15 protein-coding genes are annotated in these 18,302 nt (G+C 56.0%); 4 read left to right on the top strand and 11 right to left on the bottom strand.

Translation table 11 applies throughout. From position 1 onward, the window contains the following. Positions 1-325: 325 nt before the first annotated feature. The 5 genes from pyk to ACI1P1_RS27240 all read right to left on the bottom strand — a co-directional run bounded on the left by pyk (position 326) and on the right by ACI1P1_RS27240 (position 8,726). A complete protein-coding gene (gene pyk / locus ACI1P1_RS27260; protein ID WP_416219701.1) occupies positions 326-2,080 on the bottom strand; it encodes a pyruvate kinase in 1,755 nt (584 codons plus the stop codon). A 175-nt stretch (positions 2,081-2,255) separates the two neighbouring features. Next, on the bottom strand, positions 2,256-3,254 hold the full coding sequence (locus tag ACI1P1_RS27255) for an acetyl-CoA carboxylase carboxyltransferase subunit alpha (protein ID WP_416219700.1): 999 nt from the start codon (positions 3,252-3,254) through the stop codon (positions 2,256-2,258). 140 nt (positions 3,255-3,394) lie between these two features. Beyond that, the gene (gene accD / locus ACI1P1_RS27250; protein ID WP_416219699.1) at positions 3,395-4,276 is read right to left on the bottom strand and encodes an acetyl-CoA carboxylase, carboxyltransferase subunit beta; all 882 of its coding nucleotides are present in this window, start codon (positions 4,274-4,276) and stop codon (positions 3,395-3,397) included. Between the two features lie 76 nt (positions 4,277-4,352). Continuing rightward, positions 4,353-4,550 (bottom strand): glutamate decarboxylase, encoded by a 198-nt coding sequence (locus tag ACI1P1_RS27245; protein ID WP_113017616.1) that lies wholly within the window; start codon positions 4,548-4,550, stop codon positions 4,353-4,355. 357 nt (positions 4,551-4,907) lie between these two features. Then, positions 4,908-8,726 (bottom strand): DNA polymerase III subunit alpha, encoded by a 3,819-nt coding sequence (locus tag ACI1P1_RS27240; protein ID WP_416219698.1) that lies wholly within the window; start codon positions 8,724-8,726, stop codon positions 4,908-4,910. A gap of 205 nt (positions 8,727-8,931) precedes the next feature. On the opposite strand from ACI1P1_RS27240, the gene ACI1P1_RS27235 reads away from it, so the two are divergent. After that, positions 8,932-9,261 (top strand): YtrH family sporulation protein, encoded by a 330-nt coding sequence (locus ACI1P1_RS27235; protein ID WP_416219697.1) that lies wholly within the window; start codon positions 8,932-8,934, stop codon positions 9,259-9,261. Next, entirely contained in the window at positions 9,261-9,767 is a 507-nt protein-coding gene (locus ACI1P1_RS27230) for a hypothetical protein (protein ID WP_416219696.1), read from the top strand. The genes ACI1P1_RS27235 and ACI1P1_RS27230 overlap by 1 nt, the downstream gene beginning before the upstream one ends. Here ACI1P1_RS27230 and ACI1P1_RS27225 read toward each other — a convergent pair. The 6 genes from ACI1P1_RS27225 to ACI1P1_RS27200 form a co-directional block, all read right to left on the bottom strand. Next, on the bottom strand, positions 9,760-11,571 hold the full coding sequence (locus tag ACI1P1_RS27225) for a helix-turn-helix domain-containing protein (protein WP_416219695.1): 1,812 nt from the start codon (positions 11,569-11,571) through the stop codon (positions 9,760-9,762). The two genes, ACI1P1_RS27230 and ACI1P1_RS27225, sit on opposite strands and share 8 nt — an antisense overlap. Positions 11,572-11,768: 197 nt before the next feature. Continuing rightward, positions 11,769-12,191 carry a hypothetical protein gene (locus ACI1P1_RS27220; protein ID WP_416219694.1) on the bottom strand — a complete coding sequence of 141 codons (423 nt, stop codon included), beginning with the start codon at positions 12,189-12,191 and terminating at the stop codon, positions 11,769-11,771. A gap of 180 nt (positions 12,192-12,371) precedes the next feature. Next, entirely contained in the window at positions 12,372-12,926 is a 555-nt protein-coding gene (locus ACI1P1_RS27215) for a cysteine hydrolase family protein (RefSeq protein WP_416219692.1), read from the bottom strand. A gap of 58 nt (positions 12,927-12,984) precedes the next feature. Then, positions 12,985-13,377 (bottom strand): winged helix-turn-helix transcriptional regulator, encoded by a 393-nt coding sequence (locus tag ACI1P1_RS27210; protein ID WP_416219691.1) that lies wholly within the window; start codon positions 13,375-13,377, stop codon positions 12,985-12,987. Between the two features lie 15 nt (positions 13,378-13,392). After that, positions 13,393-14,730: a DRTGG domain-containing protein gene (locus ACI1P1_RS27205; protein WP_416219690.1), complete on the bottom strand. Its 1,338-nt coding sequence runs from the start codon at positions 14,728-14,730 to the stop codon at positions 13,393-13,395. A 407-nt stretch (positions 14,731-15,137) separates the two neighbouring features. Next, positions 15,138-15,416 (bottom strand): hypothetical protein, encoded by a 279-nt coding sequence (locus ACI1P1_RS27200; protein ID WP_416219689.1) that lies wholly within the window; start codon positions 15,414-15,416, stop codon positions 15,138-15,140. 245 nt (positions 15,417-15,661) lie between these two features. Here ACI1P1_RS27200 and ACI1P1_RS27195 point away from each other — a divergent pair, with 245 nt between their 5' ends. Then, positions 15,662-17,032, top strand: coding sequence for a YheC/YheD family endospore coat-associated protein (locus ACI1P1_RS27195; RefSeq protein WP_416219688.1), 1,371 nt, complete (start codon positions 15,662-15,664; stop codon positions 17,030-17,032). A gap of 21 nt (positions 17,033-17,053) precedes the next feature. Further along, positions 17,054-18,217 (top strand): YheC/YheD family endospore coat-associated protein, encoded by a 1,164-nt coding sequence (locus ACI1P1_RS27190; protein ID WP_416219687.1) that lies wholly within the window; start codon positions 17,054-17,056, stop codon positions 18,215-18,217. Positions 18,218-18,302: the final 85 nt, after the last annotated feature.

Raw genomic sequence — 18,302 nt, 5'->3', positions numbered from 1 at the left:
TGCGGGGTCCTTAAGCAGTCCTGGGAAAATCTAACGGCGGCCAGAGACGTTATTTCCTCCAAAATACAGGCTTGAAAATTGTAACGGCAGCCACAGCCGCTATTGGGGTCAAACTGCTCGCTCCAAGCCTGGTTTTGGCGAAATAAGCGCACCTGCTTCCGTTAGATTTTGGAACCCCCTCTTTTTGGCGATATAAGGGCTCCAGCTTCCGTTAGAATCGCCTCGCCAAACCCATTTTGCGCATACAGAAAAACCAGAAAGCCACGCGCAACAGAGTACGCTTGGCTTTCTGGTTTCAAACACAAGTTATCTCATTAAATTAAACTTACAGAACCTTAGCTTTGCCGGAGTAGATTACACCCAGCTCAGCGTATACGGAAGCGTCAGTGCCGTCGGACAGCTTGGACAATGCGCCTTCCACACCTACGATTACCGGAATGCCCAGGCTCAGGCCCACTACTGCTGCGTGGGAGGTGATGCCGCCCACTTCAGTGATGACAGCAGCCGCTTTTTCGAAAGCAGGCATATATTCCTTGTCGGTAGTAACGGTAACCAGGATGCAGCCTTGAGTTGCTTTGGCGTTGGCTTCTTCCGCAGTGCGGGCAGTTACCACTTTGCCGGTAGCATTCAGGGTGCCGATGCCTTGGCCCTTGGCGATCATTTCACCAACATGGTGAACCTTGATCAGGTTGGTAGTGCCGGTGCGGCCTACCGGTACACCTGCAGTGATCACAACCAGGTCGCCTACGTTAACCAGACCTGCGTTTACGCTGCTGTCGATAGCTTGTTCGATCATTTCGTCGGTGTTGGCAGCTTCCTTGCCCAGAACCGGAATAACACCCCAGATCAGCATCAGGCGGCGGATCACTTGCGGGTTGGTGGTAACGGCAATGATCGGAGCCTTAGGACGGTACTTGGACACCATACGAGCGGTATAGCCGCTTTCGGTGGCGGTTACGATTGCCTTGGCATCCAGGTCCAGAGCAGAATTGGCAACTGCTTGGCTGATGGCTTCGGTAACGGAGGTTTGTTGAGCTTGGGATTGCTTCAGGAAGATTTCGCGATACTCCAGAGCGGACTCAGCGCGCTCAGCGATACGGGCCATGGTCTTTACGGATTCTTCCGGATATTTACCAGCGGCGCTTTCGCCGGACAGCATGATAGCGTCAGTGCCGTCGAAGATAGCGTTAGCTACGTCACTTGCTTCCGCACGGGTCGGACGCGGGTTGCGTTGCATGGAATCCAGCATTTGGGTAGCGGTGATAACCGGCTTACCAACGCGGTTACATTTTTTGATCATGGCTTTTTGTACCAGCGGTACTTCTTCAGCCGGGATTTCTACACCCAGGTCGCCGCGGGCAACCATCAGGCCGTCGGATACTTCCAGGATTTCGTCCAGGTTGTCCACGCCTTCTTGGTTTTCGATCTTGGAGATGATTTGGATGTGGCTGGCATTGTGCTTTTCGAGCAGCTCACGGATTTCCAGAACGTCACTTGCTTTACGCACGAAGGAAGCGGCGATGAAGTCAACGCCTTGTTCGATACCGAATACGATATCGTTAGCATCCTTCTCGGTGATGCCGGGCAGGGTGATCTTCACGCCCGGAACGTTTACGCCTCTTTTGCTCTTGATGGTGCCGCCGTTAACGATGTGGCAATGAATTTCAGTGCCCTTGATGTCAGTAACGGTCAAACCGATCAAACCGTCGTCGATCAGGATGGTGGAACCAACAGATACGTCGTTAGGCAGGTTGTCATATGTGATGGAGATGCGGTCTTTGTCGCCAAGAATTTCTTCAGTGGTCAGGATGATGGTTTCATCTTGAACCAGCTCGATAGGCTCAACCTTCAGCTTGCCTGTGCGGATTTCCGGACCTTTGGTGTCCAGCAGGATCGCCACATTCTTGCCTGTATTCTTCGTAACTTCGCGGATATTCTTGATACGGCCGCCATGCTCTTCGAAATCGCCGTGGGAGAAGTTCAGACGCATAACATTCATTCCGGCGTTGACCAGTTTGGTCAGGTTTTCAACGGATTCACTAGCAGGACCGATAGTACAGACAATCTTCGTTTTACGCATGGTTTAATGTTCCTCCTAAAATTTATGTATCCGAATTGCCTGGATATTTGTATGAAACCCGTAAGGGATCCCAACTACCATCACTTAAAATACCTTATAGCGGAGAGGGAAGCCTATGATGTTTGTCATAGAATTCCGCATCACCCTCTATAATCTTACCCATTCTGACAAAACATTACCCTTTTGCAGGGTCAGATTGCGCAGAAATCAGGGAACGCTGAGGGACACGGTACGCTCCGAAGGAACGGAACTTGCGGTAACGGTCCTCCCGCAGCTCGTCGCTAGACAGCTGCTGCAGCTCCTGCAGATGCGACCATAGGCTCGACTTGAGCGTGGCAGCCTGCTGCTCGAGGTTTTTGTGGGCGCCGCCAGGCGGCTCCGGCACAATCTCGTCGATCAGCTTCAGCTGCAGAATATCCTGGGCGGTGATCTTCATGGCCTCCGCAGCCTGGGGGGCCTTGGCCGAATCCTTAAACAGGATGGAGGCCGCCCCTTCCGGCGAAATAACGGAATAGATGGCATGCTCCAGCATCAGCACCCGGTTACCGACTCCCAGAGCCAGCGCACCGCCGCTTCCTCCTTCGCCGATCACCACACAAATGACAGGCACACCCAGAGCCGACATCTCCATCAAGTTACGGGCGATGGCTTCGGATTGGCCACGCTCCTCCGCTGCCGCCCCGGGATAAGCTCCCGTCACGTCGATGAAGGTAATGATGGGCCGGCGGAATTTATCCGCTTGGCGCATCAGACGCAGCGCCTTGCGGAAACCCTCGGGATGGGGCATCCCGAAATTCCGGGCGATGTTGTCTTTGGTATCCTTCCCCTTCTGGTGGCCCATCACGGTTACTGGCACGCCGTTAAGCTTGGCCAAACCTCCGATAATCGCCAGATCGTCTCCGAACAGGCGGTCGCCATGCAGCTCCATGAAGTCGGTGAAGATGGTCTGAATATACTCAATGGTCGTTGGACGCTGGGGGGTTTTCACAATCTGGATCTTTTCGTGGACCTTTAGCTCCGCATACACCTCTTGGGCAAGCCGGGCGTAGCGCTCCTCCAGCCGGCCGATTTCATCAGAGAAATCGATGCCTTTATCCTGGCCGAATTTCTTCAGCTCCTCGATTTTGCCCCTCAGTTCCGCAAGAGGCTGCTCATAGGGCAATTCACTTGCCAACCGCAACCCCTCCTTTCTGTCCTGAAATAACCTGGTCCAGACCTAAGGCCGGCCGTCAAAAGATGGGCTTAACCATGAAATAACCTGGTCCAGGCCTAAGCCGGACAGGTTATCAGGGCCTCCGGTTCAAATCCATCCTGTCAATTCCTTCCTGTGCCGCGGGCAGCTGAGGAAGGAGTCTGGGAATGCATGTCCAGAAGCTTCGTCAGAGTAGAACGGAGCTCCTTGCGGTGAACCACCATATCCAGCTGACCGTGCTCCAGGTTAAATTCGGAGGTCTGGAAATTATCCGGGAGCTTCTGGCGGATGGTCTGCTCGATAACCCGCTTTCCGGCAAATCCGATATTGGCGCCGGGCTCTGCGAGAATGAGATCCCCAAGCATGGCAAAGCTGGCCGAAACGCCTCCGTAGGTGGGATCGGTCAACACCGAGATATAAAGTCCCCCCTTCTCCGACAGTTTGGCCAAGGCCGCGCTGGTTTTGGCCATCTGCATTAAGGACAGAAGGCTCTCCTGCATCCGGGCGCCGCCCGAGGTGGAGAAAAGCACAAGGGGATATTTTTTCTGGATGGCCGCTTCAATGGCACGGACAATCTTTTCACCCACAGCCCCGCCCATGGACCCGCCAAAAAATTCGAAGGTCATCACGCCTACCACGATGGGGTAACCGCCAATGGTTCCTTCGCCGGTAATAATGGCCTCATTGTAGCCTGTTTTCTCCCGGGCCGCCTCCAGCTTGGCTGCATAACCCGGAAATTCCAGGGGATCTTCGGCCGTTAGCTCGCTGTCATATTCAAATAACCGGCCTTCATCCATCACCATCTGGATCCGCTCCAGCGCGCTCAGGATAAAATGGTGGCCGCAGCTGGTGCAAACCTTCAGATTTTTGTCCAGCTCAATGGAGGTTTGGATTTTGCCGCACTTGCCGCATTTATGCATGAGTCCTTCAGGAATCTCGCGCTTGGTACGTTCAGACGGGACAGTCGCATATTTCTTTTTTTGGAAGATATCCTTTATTGGCACGCAATACACCTCTCAGCCTGATATCGCCTAGGCATGCCTTAAGCCGCAGGCCCTTCAGCTTGTAACTAGTAGGCCGTCAATATCCGCGCTGGGGCAAAATGGTGTTGAGCACCTCCTGCACATCCAGCAGCTCGCCTTCAGGGACCAGTATCTCATATTGATTCTTGGTCATGTTGATGGAACGGACTTGTACCAGAAATCCTTCTTCCGTCAGTCTGTTCTTGATGCGGTCCGCAATTTTCTCGGTGGGGGCAATATAGATAACCGTCCACATGCCGGTGTTCCTCCCTAAAGCATATTTTCCGCGAATTGAAAAAAGGCTTAGTGAAGGCGCTTATCAGGGCCATATAATGGATGATATCACAGAAGGAGAATTTATCGCAACAAGGCATGTCCATTGCCCCCGGACAAAACCGTGCAAATAGGAGCCCCGGATGGACCTCTATGCAACAAAACCTCCCATATTCCCCCAAGAACGGCCGGCCGTTGGGTCATTATATGCGGGAGGTTTTGTGTTTAGTCTCTTCGGCTTTGACCAAGCTGTGGAAACATGCCCTCAAACCGGCTCTGCCGGTTTCGAGGCTTCCGCAGCTTATCCGGCCTTCGGCTTTGACCAAGCTGTGGAAGAGGATCATTTCACCTTCGCGGAGCCTTCCCCCAAAAGCTGGTCGATGCTTGCGATCAGCTCGGGCGACGGCTTGATCCGGTACTGGTCGCTTAATGCAAGAAGCCGCTGCTCCCGTTCGTAGAAGAGAACTGTCTCCAAGGGTCCTTTGGCAGATTTCAGCAATGCTTCCAGCTGCGGCAGAATTCCGGCCATTTCCTTATCCGCGCTGATTTTGATGAAAAGACGCTGGGTCCGGGAGGGTGCAGCACTCCTGCTCCGGGCCGCTTCAGGCGCATCCGCCTCCGCTCCAGGTGCCGCAAGAGATGCTCCATTGCTCCCCTGTCCCTGCCGGTTAGGCTTGTTTCCTCCCCCGCCCCTGCTGGGAGCTTCATTGGAAGGAGCGGACCTGCCGCCTCCCCGGTTGTAAACCGGTCTGCGCTCCTGCACAGCGGCCGGAGGGGCAGCAGCGCTCCGTGGGCCGGAACCGGCTCCGGGTTCACCGGAGGCACGCTCCAGGCGCTTCTCTCCGGATCTTCCCCCCAGCCAGTTCTTATACCGCTCCGGACGGAGCTCCGCAGTTAAGGGTTCAATCCGTTCCGCCAGAAGCTTAATGCCTTCCTCCTCATCCTGGTGCTGGAGCTTGGCGCCGATGAGAAGCAGGCTTCCCTTTTCCACTATGGTGCCATACCGCTTCCAGGTTTCCGGGAACAGCACCAGCTCCAGCCGTTCAATCCGGTCCTCCACCTCGGCGAATGCCATCATCTGCCCCTTCTTGGTGGTGATGGTTTTCAGACTGACCACCCGGCCTGCCGTCATCGCTACACTTTCGTCGGGGAGCTCAGCCAGCTGATAAAGGGGAACTGCGCCGAGTGCCGCCAGGGGCTCCTCGTAATCATCCAGCGGATGGCCTGTGAGATACAGGCCCAGCAGCTCACGCTCCAGCTCCAGGATCTGCTGGGTGGAATACGGGCGGATATCCGGATATTCGATATGCCAGTTCGTTTCCTCTGTAAAGCCTTCCAGGTACAGCTGCAGGTCCTCCCGCTCCTTCTTCCACTTGAGAGCCGCGTCCACGGTTTCCTCCAGGGTGGCAAGATGCTGGGCTCTATGGCCGGGCAAGGAATCCATGGCTCCCGACTGGATCAGGGATTCGATCACCCGCTTGTTGCATACCCGCAGATCCACTCTCCGGCAGAAGTCCAGCAGGTTTTCGAAGGGGCCCCCATCGGCACGTTCCTTGCGGATGGATTCGATGGCCTGGGTACCCACATTCTTAATAGCAGCCAGGCCAAACCGAATGCGGCCCCGCCTATCCGCAGCATCAGGTGAAGCTACAGCGGCTTCGGAGCCTCCTTCCGGAGCAGGAACAGATTCCAGCTTCTCCCAGGGGATGGGCGTAAAGGCCACACCGCTTTCATTCACATCGGGAGGCAGCACAGCGATGCCGAGCCTCCGGCAATCATCCACATATTCCGCCACCTTCCGGTGGCTGCCGATAACTGCCGTCAGCATGGAGGCCATAAAAAACACAGGATAATGGGCCTTGAGATACGCCGTCCGGAAGGCCAGCACACCGTAGGCAGTGGCATGGGCCCGGGGGAAGCCGTAATCGGCAAACCGGACGATCATATCGTAAACCCGGTTGGCCTCCTCCTCCGTATATCCTAGCCCCACACTTCCCGCTACAAAATGCTTGCGCTCCTGGTCCAGCACCTCCCGCTTCTTCTTGCTCACCGCACGCCGCAGAAGATCCGCTTCGCCAAGGCTGAAGCCCGCCATCCGGGAGGCAATCTGCATAATTTGCTCCTGGTAGACGATGATGCCGTAGGTATCCTTCAAAATGGGCTCCAGATTGGGATGGGGATATTCCACCTGGATTTGGCCATGTTTGCCGCCTATATATTTCGGAATGAACTCCATAGGACCCGGACGGTACAAGGCCAGCACTGAAATCACGTCCTCAAATTCGGAGGGCTTCAAATCCCGCAGCACCCGCCGCATCCCGGCGGACTCCAGCTGGAACACGCCGGTGGTGTCCCCGCGGCTCATGAGCTCGTAAGTGGCCGGATCGCTGTCAGGCACCTCTGCAAACCGGAGCGGCTGGCCGGTATACTCCTCCAGCCAACGCTGGGTGCGTTCAATAATGGATAGTGTCCGAAGACCCAGGAAGTCCATTTTGAGAAGACCAACCGCCTCCAGATTCTCCATAGCGAACTGAGTCAGCGGTGTTCCGTCCGTTCCCTCCTGCAGGGGGACATGTCTGGTTAACCGTTCCCGGGAGATCACTACCCCTGCCGCATGGGTGGAAGCATGGCGGGGCATACCCTCCACACGGCGCGCCAGATCCAGAAGCTTGCCGATCCGCGGATTCTGGACATATTGCTTGTGCAGCTCCGGATTCAGACGCAACGCATCATCCAGCGTGATCCCTAATTGAAAGGGAATCATCTTTGCCGTCCGGTCCACCTCCGAATATGGAAGATTCAGCACCCGGCCCACGTCCCGGACGGCAGCCTTGGCGGCCATGGTGCCGAAGGTGATGATCTGGGCGACCCGGTCCCGGCCGTATTTGGCCACGACATACCCGATAACCTCATCCCGCCGCTCATCGCTGAAGTCGATATCAATATCGGGCATGCTGACCCGCTCCGGATTCAGGAACCGCTCGAACAGAAGGCTGTACCGGATGGGGTCCACATCGGTAATCCGCAGTACATACGCCACCAGACTGCCCGCAGACGAACCCCGTCCCGGACCCACGGCAATGCCCTCCTGATGGGCAAACCGGATAAAGTCCCACACGATGAGAAAATAGTCCGAGTACCCCATCCGCTCAATAACACCCAGCTCATAATCCAGCCGCTCCTCTACCTGCCGCCGCCAATCCGGGTCCACCCATTCCTCCCTGCCAGCGTATCGGAAGGTTAGGCCATCCCGGCAAAGCTCCATTAAATAAGAGGGAGCGGTGCTGCCTTCCGGCAGGGGTTCGAAGGCCGGGAGAATGGACTGGCCGAAGGAAAGCTCCAGCGTGCAAGACTCGGCAATGACGGCCGTATTGGTCAGCGCCTGCGGCGCGTAGCTGAACAGCTCCTCCATCTCCTGCCCGGTTCGCAGATACATCTGATTGGAGTGGAACTTCAGCCGTGATTCATCATCCACCGTTTTGCCTGTGCCGATACAAATCAGAATATCCTGCGCTTCATAATCCTCCGCATGGAGATAGTGGACATCATTGGTGGCCACCAACGGAATCCCCGTTTCGCCGGACAGACGGATAATCCCCTGGTTCACCTTTTTTTGCTCCAGCATGCCATGATCCTGAAGCTCCAAATAATAGTCGTTCCCGAACAGCCCCTGATACCGGAGCGCGGTTTGTTTGGCTTCCTCGTACCGGTCATGGAGCACATGCTGGGCCACCTCCCCGCCCAGGCAGGCAGATAAACAGACCAGACCCTCCGCGTGGCGGGACAACAGCTCAAAATCAATCCGCGGCTTATAATGGAAGCCGTCCAGTTGGGCCCGGGACACCAGCTCCATCAGATTCTCATAGCCTGTCCGGTTTTTCGCCAGCAGAATGAGATGCCAGGTCTTCTGCTCCTGCCGGGACAGCTTGTCCTTCATGGACCCCTCGGCCACATACAGCTCACAGCCCAGAATGGGCTTGATCCCGTGTTTCACACATGCCTTGTAAAAAGGCACCACTCCGTACATTGCACCATGGTCCGTCAGCGCCAGGGCAGACATGCCAAGTTTGGCGGCCTCCGCAGCCAACTCCTCGATCCGGGCCGCGCCGTCCAGGAGACTGTATTCACTATGCACATGCAGATGGACAAATCCGCTCAACTTGCAGCCCTCCCCGCCCTTAAGCAGCCTCCGGTTTCCGGCGGCTCTACTATTCCTTCTATTTTAACACAGAACCCGAAAAATGCGAACCCACATTCGCTTTCGTCTCTCTCTTCTATTCGTAGCGGCAGCGGCATAAATTTTTAGTACGGGACAACCCGTTGATCTGTGCCGGTATGAGTTTAACGCGTAGAGGGGGATTCCCATGGAATTGTTTTTATGGAAGCTGTGGCTGAACTTTTTCGTAGCCTTCGGGATTGTAATGGGAGGCTGTTTGCTTGCGGGCATCGGGGCCACGGCGCTGCTGCGTCCGCCCTCCAGCACGATGATGACCATTGCGGACAATATCAAGGTATGGGCCATGGTAGCGGCGGTGGGAGGCACCATCGATCCTTTTCGGGTAATCGAAGCCAATTTTGCCGAAGGTTATCTGTCCCCCGCTTTTAAGCAAATTGTATATTTTGCAGGTGCCTTTGCCGGAGCACAGCTGGCGTATGAGCTGATCCGGATGATCTGCAAGGGCGGTATGGACTGATGCGGGTCCCCTCCTTTGAGCGGTACAGGAGCCTGCTTTCCGGAACGGGTATTTTTATTGCGGGGACGATCGTGGGGGCCGCTGTTTATTTGGGTATTTACCAGGTGCATCTGTCTATCTTGCATGAACGGGTGGGGGAGCTCTCCAACCAGAACAAAACCCTTCAGGACAGCATGGAAGGGTTGAATAAGTTCAAGCAAAACCAGGCGTACGTCGGCCGAATTAAGGTGGTAGCGGAATTTGGGCCGAAGGAAGCGGACAAGGCGGATGCCAATGTGCTCAACGAGTTGAAGCGTCTTGTCTATGAGGATATAAAGCTGACCAGCGGCAAGCCGGTCAGCGCGGTGCGGGAGGCTCCCGATATCTTCACCAATCTGGTGGACAAAAAGGTGTACCGGAACGTGTTCGGGAAGAACTACCAGATTTCGGTCCGTTATCTGATGGTGGTTCAAACGGAATTTACTCTTTATATTACATGCAGCGAATTTGCTCCGCCACCTACCTGATCATTTTAGCGGCAGCCTCCAAAATACCTTGAACCCATTGGTCCGCTTCAGTCTCTTGGCCGGCCGCCCAGAGCAGCAGCTCCGCCTGGGTTTTTCTTGCTTCCTGCGGCCAATACTCTTCATGGCCGACGCTGGCAGCAGGCTCCTCTTGAAAACGTGCCAATGCCGCTTCCAGACGCTCCGCTATGCAGGCATACAGCCCGGCCAGCAGGTCCAGCTGCTCTCTTCCGCCGCCTTCGGGGAGCAGTTCCCGGCTGGAGGTCAGGTACACGGCAGCGCTTCTGCGGGCATCTGTCAATGCGGCCAGGCAAAAGCGGTTCACCAGGTATCTCCGCCTCACATCCTCTTCCTTTGCATCTATGTACCAGGAATCGTCGGACAGCCCAAGCCGCCAGGCCTCAAACGCCGCATAACCCAGCTTATAACCGCGATTTTCGATTTTGCCCATGGTATCCATTCTAAGCCGGAGGGAGGCCAACAGACTTTCAACAGCCGGTGGAGCCTGGTATGTTTCACCCATTCTGACCAGAGCAAACGGCCAGTTATCCACATACAAGTATCCTCCGGTGCGTGCCATTTCCTCTTGAAAGGCAGGCTCATGCTCTTGCTTCATGAAAACCTCCTCGTCAAAATATGTCCGGCATAAAAGGGTGTTCCCCGAATCGGCATAACCTGTGATGACTCCCCACTCCGGCGCAACCCGCAGATTGATGGCAACAGGCAGCTGGTGGGACTCCACATCGGAGACAATCTGCTCCTTGACCCGCTTCCGCTCCTCCTTGCTGATCCGGTCTGCCCATATAGGCTTGATTCCGTAAGCGTGGAAGGCCGGCGCCGCATAGTCACAGGCGACCAACGCATCTGCCGAGCTGAAATCCCACACGGATGCAAAGGCGATTCTCCAGCAAGCCCCGGATACGCCCATGACGGTTTCATAGGATGTATCGACTCCCATCGTCTTAAGGGACAGGAGAAGCGCGCCTGCCCAGGAGCAATCCTGGCCTTTCCCGAAGCCAAGCTGCCCGACCCCCGCCACGGTGTAGGAATCACTGCTGCGCACATCCCGATATAGCCGGGTTCTGTCTGCGTTGTAGCGGATCCGCTCCCCTTCTCGGCAGCTTACGGCATAGATGCCTTCCTCGTTCAAGTAAACCAACAGCAAATAATCCGAACCTTCGTTTTCGGTCAGACTGGGAAACTGCTCATGATTGGCCATAAACCCGTTCCAGCGGAAATACTGGTAATGGGCCAGCTTGTTCATCACGTTCCGGGCATGATGTCTGTTTCCGTATACCCCATGGATAAATTGCAGCTCCCCGAAGCCCGCCGTATAAACAGGCGCCCCTTCCGGTACCCCTGCAGCCAGCCGCAGGTCCAAGAGCTCCCCTTCTGGTGCACAGATGAAGAATATGCCTGCGGGGGCTTCCAGCTTCATCAGCAGCACCTTCATCCGGTCACAGGTGGCAGCGGCAGCAGCCAGTTCCCCATCCTCCACACGAAGCCTCAGGCGGTCTCCGCTCACGAAAGCGTTCACCCGCTGCGTCACATCCTCCTGATCGTCACCATCGGTGTATACAACCGATAGCACCACCAGTTGACGCGGCAGCAGGATGCTGTCGATGGACTGGCCGAGAACCCGTGACAACAGCGGCAAGCTTGCCGTTTCGGGCACGGATTTCCCCGTTTCCCATTTGGACACCGCCTGTGGGCTCACATTCAATTGCTCCGCCAGCTGCTCCTGGGACAGCCGTCTTTCCTTGCGGAGAAGCGCGATCCTTCTCCCAATGTGTTCTGCGCTTAGCATAAAACCATCTCCTTCAATAAAAGTGGCGCCTCCTCCACTACATAGAAGGGAGGTGACTACTTCCTAATTATTAGGGAATCGGAGACAGGAAACCATGTATCTCGGATTGGGCGGCGCCGCTTTTTCCCCAACCGGGAGTTGAATGCACATACACGTTTTTTCATACAAAAAAACCCGGACATGCCGGGTTACCCAATTTATTGGCGTTCAAAGCCGATATGTTCTTCTACCTTCTCCAGGCGTTCCGTCAGCTTGTCCAGGTCGCGCTCCAGGCTTTCCCGGTGGCGCCGTTCCTTTCTCTGCTCGAAGGCGTTTTCGTCCAGCCGCTCGTGGATCTGCCTGAAATTGTCGGCAGTTTCCCCTTTGAAGCCCCGTAGCTCGCTGTTAAACTCATCCATTCGCTTGTCCATTCCGTCAAACCGGTCGTCCATTCTGTCAAATCGCTCGTCCATTTTGTCCATACGGCTGTCCATCTTGTCCAGTCTGCCGTCAATTTGAGAGAATTTTTCGATTGTTTCCTTGCGGAAGTGAAGCAATTCATCCTGCACAGCCGTAACCTTCGCGTTGGTAAGCTCCTGGTTTTTCAGAATGGCATGCAATAGCTGCCGGGTTTCATCCATGGCTACCCTCTCCTTGTCCTTCTATGATACCCTGCCCGTGCGGGTGCGGCAAGCCGCTTTTTTGTGCGGACACGCAAAAACGCCGATTGTTTCCAGGAAGGAAACAATCGGCGCATGCTTTGCGTCCGGGGCTTATACTATTACCCGGAGTATACCATATAGCAGCATCTCACGTAAAAATTACAGGCCCGTCTCCAGAAACGGCTCCACCCGCATAATCCGGGCAAAGGTTCCGTTTAAAGCGGCCAGCATGGTCTTCTGGACAGTGTCCGCGGGAAGACGCTCCCCCTGCCATTCCAGATCCCGGGTGGCACAGGCATCCTCCAAGAGGGTAACCGTGTACCCATAATCCCGGGACGCTCTCACGCTGGTGTCGATGCACATATGGGTCATCATCCCGCACACGGTCAAATGTTTGATCCCTGCGGATTGAAGTTCTTCGTGCAAGCCTGTTCCGGAGAAGGCGTTGGGCACATGCTTCAGCAGCACCCGCTCACCCCCCACAGGGGCCACCCGGGGATGGATATCTGCACCGGGTGTACCGGGGAGGAAGAATGCCGCTCCCGGCTGAAGGCTTTCATGCCGGATATGGAATACCGGCAGCCCCCTCCTGCGGTAATCCTCCAGGACCAGCACAGCCTTGGCCGCCGCTTCCTCCGGCCCTTGAAGGACCCATTTTCCCCCGGGAAAATAATCGTTCTGGATATCGATCAAAAGCAAAGCGCTATCTGCCATACAAGTCCCTCCTCACCGCATTTACGCCTATTATAATGAGGGGGGAGAGAAGTGTACATTACCCACTTTTTTGTGGGCAGCCGTCTTTGGAATAGGCAATCCCCTTTGCATCCAAAAAGTCGGTCTGGCCTTGCTCCACCATGATGTCCACACCAATCTGCTGCATGATCCGCACAGCCTCCAGCATTCTGCGTCCACGGTCCGGCGTTAAGGAATACTCCACACGCAGCGGATAACCATCAAAGGCATGTTTGTCCACCAAGCCGAAAGCCTGGAGCTCCTTCAGCTGCTCCAGCAGCATTTTCTGGCTGATACCGGCAATGCTGCGCTCCAGTGCGGACAAGGAGACCGGTTCCCTTTGCAGCTGGAATAGAATGATAGGCTTCCATTTGCCCTTCATAATATCATGGGCGATTTCCAGCGGACACGTATAATCCTCCCTGATTTTCATCCCCGGCCTCCTAGTTTACTGGTCAAACACCTGGGCCGTCAGCATGGCCTTGGCTACCATCTGGCCGTTATAGAACATCTCCACATCCACCTTGCCGAATTTCCGGCTGATCTCGATGATACGGGGACGGATCTCAATCTGGCTTTCAATCTGCACCGGGTGCAGGAAATAGGTGGACATGTTGTCAATGACCATGTCGCCCTTTTTGCTTTCATGGACAGCGCGTACGGCGCTCTGCTTCATGAGTGTCGTCAGCACTCCGGCGGAAACCGAGCCCAGATGGTTGGTCATTTGCGGTGTCACTGTCCCGCGGAAGTATATCCGCCCTTCCTCGTCCCGGTACTCCTCGAATCCCGCCCAAATGAGATCCTCGAAGGTTTCACCTACCTGCGGCTGGCGCTGCACATATTGCATCACCTTCAGCACGTCCTTGCGGCTGATGACGCCGATCAGCTTCCGGTTGGCGTCCACCACCGGTAGAAGCTCGATCCCCTCCCACACCATCAGATGCGCCGCCGAAGCCAAGGAGGTTTGCATATAAACAGTGAGAGGATTGCGGGTCATCAGCTTATCGATGGTCTGCTCCGCCGGAGCGCCCAGCATATCCTTGGAGGTAACCACCCCCACCACCCGGTTCCACTCGTCCACCACGGGGAAGCGGCTGTGGCCGGAGCTTTCGATAAGCTCGCGCATATCCTGTGCGGTATGGGAGCTTTTGAGAGTGGAGACCTGTCCGCGGGAAGGCAGAATGTCCTCCACCAGCATAATTTTCTTCTTGATCAGCCGGTCGTAAATAGCGCGGTTGATCATAGAGGCGACGGTGAAGGTATCGTAGCTGCAGGAGATAATAGGCAGACCCATTTTGTTGGCCAAATGCTTCACTTCATCGGAGGTGTCGAAGCCCCCGGTGATGAGCACCGCAGCCCCCAGCTGGAGCGCAAAGATGTGAGCCTTTTCCCGGTTGCCCACAATCAGCAGGTTGCCCTCCTCAATGTAGCGGATCATGGCCTCCTCCTGCATGGCACCGATGACAAACTTGTTCAGTGTCTTCTCCAGACCCTGTGCTCCGCCTAACACAACCCCATCCACAATATTCACGACCTCGGCAAAGGTCAATTTATCGATGTTGTTGCGCTGCTTTTTCTCCACTCTTACGGTGCCGATCCGTTCCTTGGTGCTGACAAGTCCCTGGTTCTCCGCTTCCTTGATGGCGCGGTAAGCAGTGCCCTCGCTGACCTCCATATCCTTGGCAATTTTGCGGACGGAGATTTTGTTTCCGACCTTCAGGCTTTCGATATACCGGAGTATCTGTTCATGCTTCGTAAGCGAATCATCCTGGGAGATATTCGTCATCTGTTACACCTCAAATCCGGATTCTGTACCATACTGTTATTGTCCCAATTATAGTATAGAATCACCCGCTGCGACAATAGGAAAAACGCATCCAGCCGTTTCTGGCTCTAACGAATTTCACAAAGCTTACTTCCCGAAAATCAGAGCATTTGGAAATGTAACGAATATGAGCCCCGTTATTTCTTCCCTCCCTGCTCATTTCAGGATCTTTTTGGTGCAATAAGGCTCCTCAGATTCGTTAAAAAGACGAAACGGACCGAATGGGTGAATTAACGTGGCTGAGATTCGTTAGAATCAACGTTGATCCGCTCATGCCCGCCAATGCCCCCCTTTCGTCCAGTGCCCCATCCCCCTCCCGCCTGAAATATGCAAAAAACCCGGCGATCTACCCGCCGGGTCTTGATGGGCTACGCCCCTTTTCCGAGCCGCTCTGCCAGACTGTCCGCTTTGCGCTGGAACTTGAACTTCCTCATCCGTTTGACCTGCCGCAGCCGCTCCCGTTTCTTGGCGTCCACACCCAGCAGCTCATGGAGCTGTGCGGCGATTACCAGCATAGCGAAGCAGAGCCACACGGTGCCGAACACCGGCCCCGCCCCCAGCCCCTCTCCTACCGCCAGCCGCGGTACGGCATACAGCAGCATACCTCCTGCAACGCCCACATACAAAAGATGCTTCCAAAATGGCATGTTCGGTTCTCCCCTTTTTTCCATCGTCCCGGCTGAGCCCAATTGGCATTGTTCCCGCCGGGCTTCAAGCTCCTGTTATTACAGCCTATGAGGCCGGGCTTCCGGATATGCGTCTTGTCCACCGGGGACAGAGAGAGGCAAGATGGGCGCCATCCAATCACAAAGGGGCAAATGTCCTCATATGATGGAGTAGTTCTCATGTTCTCATACGCGATCCTAAAAGGAGCCGGGAAGGAGATTTCCATATGGCCAAAATCAAGCTGCCGGTGTATTTGCAATCCGGCAGCGCTCACCCGGAGGAACAAATTGCCATCGGGGCGGGATTCCTGAAAAAGCTGAAGCTGCCGCTCCGCGAACCCGTGACGCTTCGATTCGGTTCCGCCCGAAGGGAGGTCCGCATCACCCAGTCCAGCCAAGCATCGCTGCGCATGAGCCCCCAGTTGGCGGCAAGCCTGTCGATTTCCCACGGTACGAAGCTGTGCGTCTCTTACCACGCCGCATCCCGCACGCTTCATATCGGCCCGTTAATCGGAGTGCTTATGAGCCGGGTGTACACCCATGCCCCGGACCGCCCCTTCGGCGCCATGACCGCCTTCTGTGCGGAATTGACGGAAGCCTGCAGGCTCCACGGGGGAGCAGCTTATTTTTTCACGCCCAATGACATTGGTGGAGAAGCCTCTACCGTCCAGGGCTGGGCGCTGTCGGAGGGGCGCTGGGTCAAATCTTCATTCCCGTGCCCCAATGTGATGTACAACCGCGTAACCTCCCGCAAGCTGGAGAACAAACCCCAGGTGCAGCAGTTCATGCGCGAGCTCAAAACCCGGTACGGATCGGTAGCCTTTAACGAGAAGTACCTGGACAAAACCGAGGTATTCCAAGCCCTGCGCAAGGAAAAAGGCGTGCATGCCTATCTTCCCGAATCCTATCTGTTCAAAAATTTCGCAATGCTGAAGACCATGTGCAAAAAATACAACACGGTTTTTCTCAAGCCCATCACCGGCAGCCTGGGCAAAGGCATCATCCGCATCACCTCCCAGCCGGAGGGCGGGGGCTACCAATGCTCCTTCAGCAGTCTCGCGGGAGTGAAGCGCCAGCATTACCCTACACTGACCCAACTGTTCCAGACCATCTCCGGCAAAATGAAGCAGCGCCGCTACCAGATTCAGCAGGGGCTTAGGCTGATGGAAACCGGCGGGCGTCCCGTGGATTTCCGGGCGCTGGTGCAGAAGAACGGTGAAGGGGAATGGGCTGTCACCTCCGTGGTGGCCCGGGTGGCCGCCAGCAATACCTTCGTTTCCAACCTGGCCCGCGGCGGAACCCTAAGCCCCGTTTCGGAGGCCGTTGCCCGCAGCAATCTCCCTTCCGGGGTACGGACGGGCGTAAACACCAAGCTGCGGACTGCCGCCCTCTCCATCGCCAAAAGTGTGGATGCCACCATTGACGGGCATTTTGCGGAGCTGGGCGTCGATTTGGCTGTGGATGCGGCAGGTCGGGTATGGCTTCTGGAGGTTAATTCCAAACCCTCCAAGGAGGATAACACCCCTTCCGGCGACAGCAAAATCCGTCCGTCGGTGAAGCAGGTTGTGCTCTATTCCCAACACGCATGGGGCAAATAACACCCCCTAGCAGGAGGATTCATGAAGCGTCAAAACAGCAGGCACTATATCGGCGTAATGGCCGGCGAATTCCGGAGTGGCCAAATCCCCCCCTTCGGCGAAACCAGATTCCATGAAAGCTTATGCGCCGCAGGGCATTCCTGCGGGGCGGAGGTCTTTGTGTTCTCTCCGCAGGATGTGAATGAAGCGGAGATGACTGTGGAGGGATACGGCTGGAGCCCGGAGGGCGGCTGGGAGAAGCGCCTTTATCCGCTGCCGGACCTGATTTACGACAGAGCCTTTTTCAGCAGCAAAACGTCCTACGAAGCCCACCGGCAGGCGGTCCGCAGATTGTGCTCCCTCAAGCAGGCGCCATATCTGGGTTACGGGCTGAAAAGCAAGTGGGAGATGCTGCATTTCCTGCGGCGGGACCCGGTTCTCCGTCCGTACCTGCCGCGGACTGTGAAAATTTCCGGGCCGGAAGAAGCAGTCCGCCAGCTTCGGCAGGAAAAACGCATCTTCTTGAAGCCGGTCAGCGGCTCCCAAGGCAAGGGCACCGTTCTGGCGGAACGGACTGGGCACGGCTGGCGCGTGCGGGCCCGGGATCCGGCCAATCAGCCGGTTGACCTGGAATTCGCCCGCGAAGCGGGGTTTGTCCAATGGCTGGGAGGTTTTATGGGCCGACGCCCCTACCTGATGCAGCCCTACCTGGAGCTGGCCGCCCCCTCCGGCGAAGCCTGGGACATCCGGGCCCTGGTTCAGAAGAACGGCAGAGGGCTCTGGGAGCTCACAGGAATGGGCGCCCGGGTAGGCGCCTCGGGGAGTATGACCTCCAACTTACACGGCGGGGGTTCAGCAGTAGAGGTTGACGAATGGCTGAGTCAGCAATTCGGCAGTGCCCGGGCAGCGGAGCTTCTGGAGACGATGCGGATGCTGGTCCGGCGGATTCCAGCCGCGTTGGAGGCCTGCAACGGCAGAATGGCGGAGCTGGGACTGGATCTGGGTGTGGACCGGGAGGGCCAGGTGTGGATTATCGAGGCCAACACCAAGCCGGGGCGCTCCATCTTCCGCAAGCTGGGCCAGGAGAAGCTGCTGCTGCAAGCGGAGCGTAATCCCATCGCCTACGCCTGCTACATCCTCTCGCGGACCAGCCTCCGTCCGGACGGGAAGCAAGCACGACCCAAACCGCTGATTTGTATTCCTTAAAGAGGTCGCAGATTCAAACATGTTTACTCGCCTATTGCATCCAACGGGAGCATAAAATGATCGCTTTTTCATCATTTTGATCTCT

Origin of the sequence: Paenibacillus mesotrionivorans, assembly GCF_046098205.1 — a bacterium.
Lineage (GTDB): Bacteria > Bacillota > Bacilli > Paenibacillales > NBRC-103111 > Paenibacillus_AR > Paenibacillus_AR mesotrionivorans.
The sequence above is the reverse complement of the archived record's forward strand: the minus strand, read 5'-3'. Positions and strand labels throughout refer to the sequence as shown.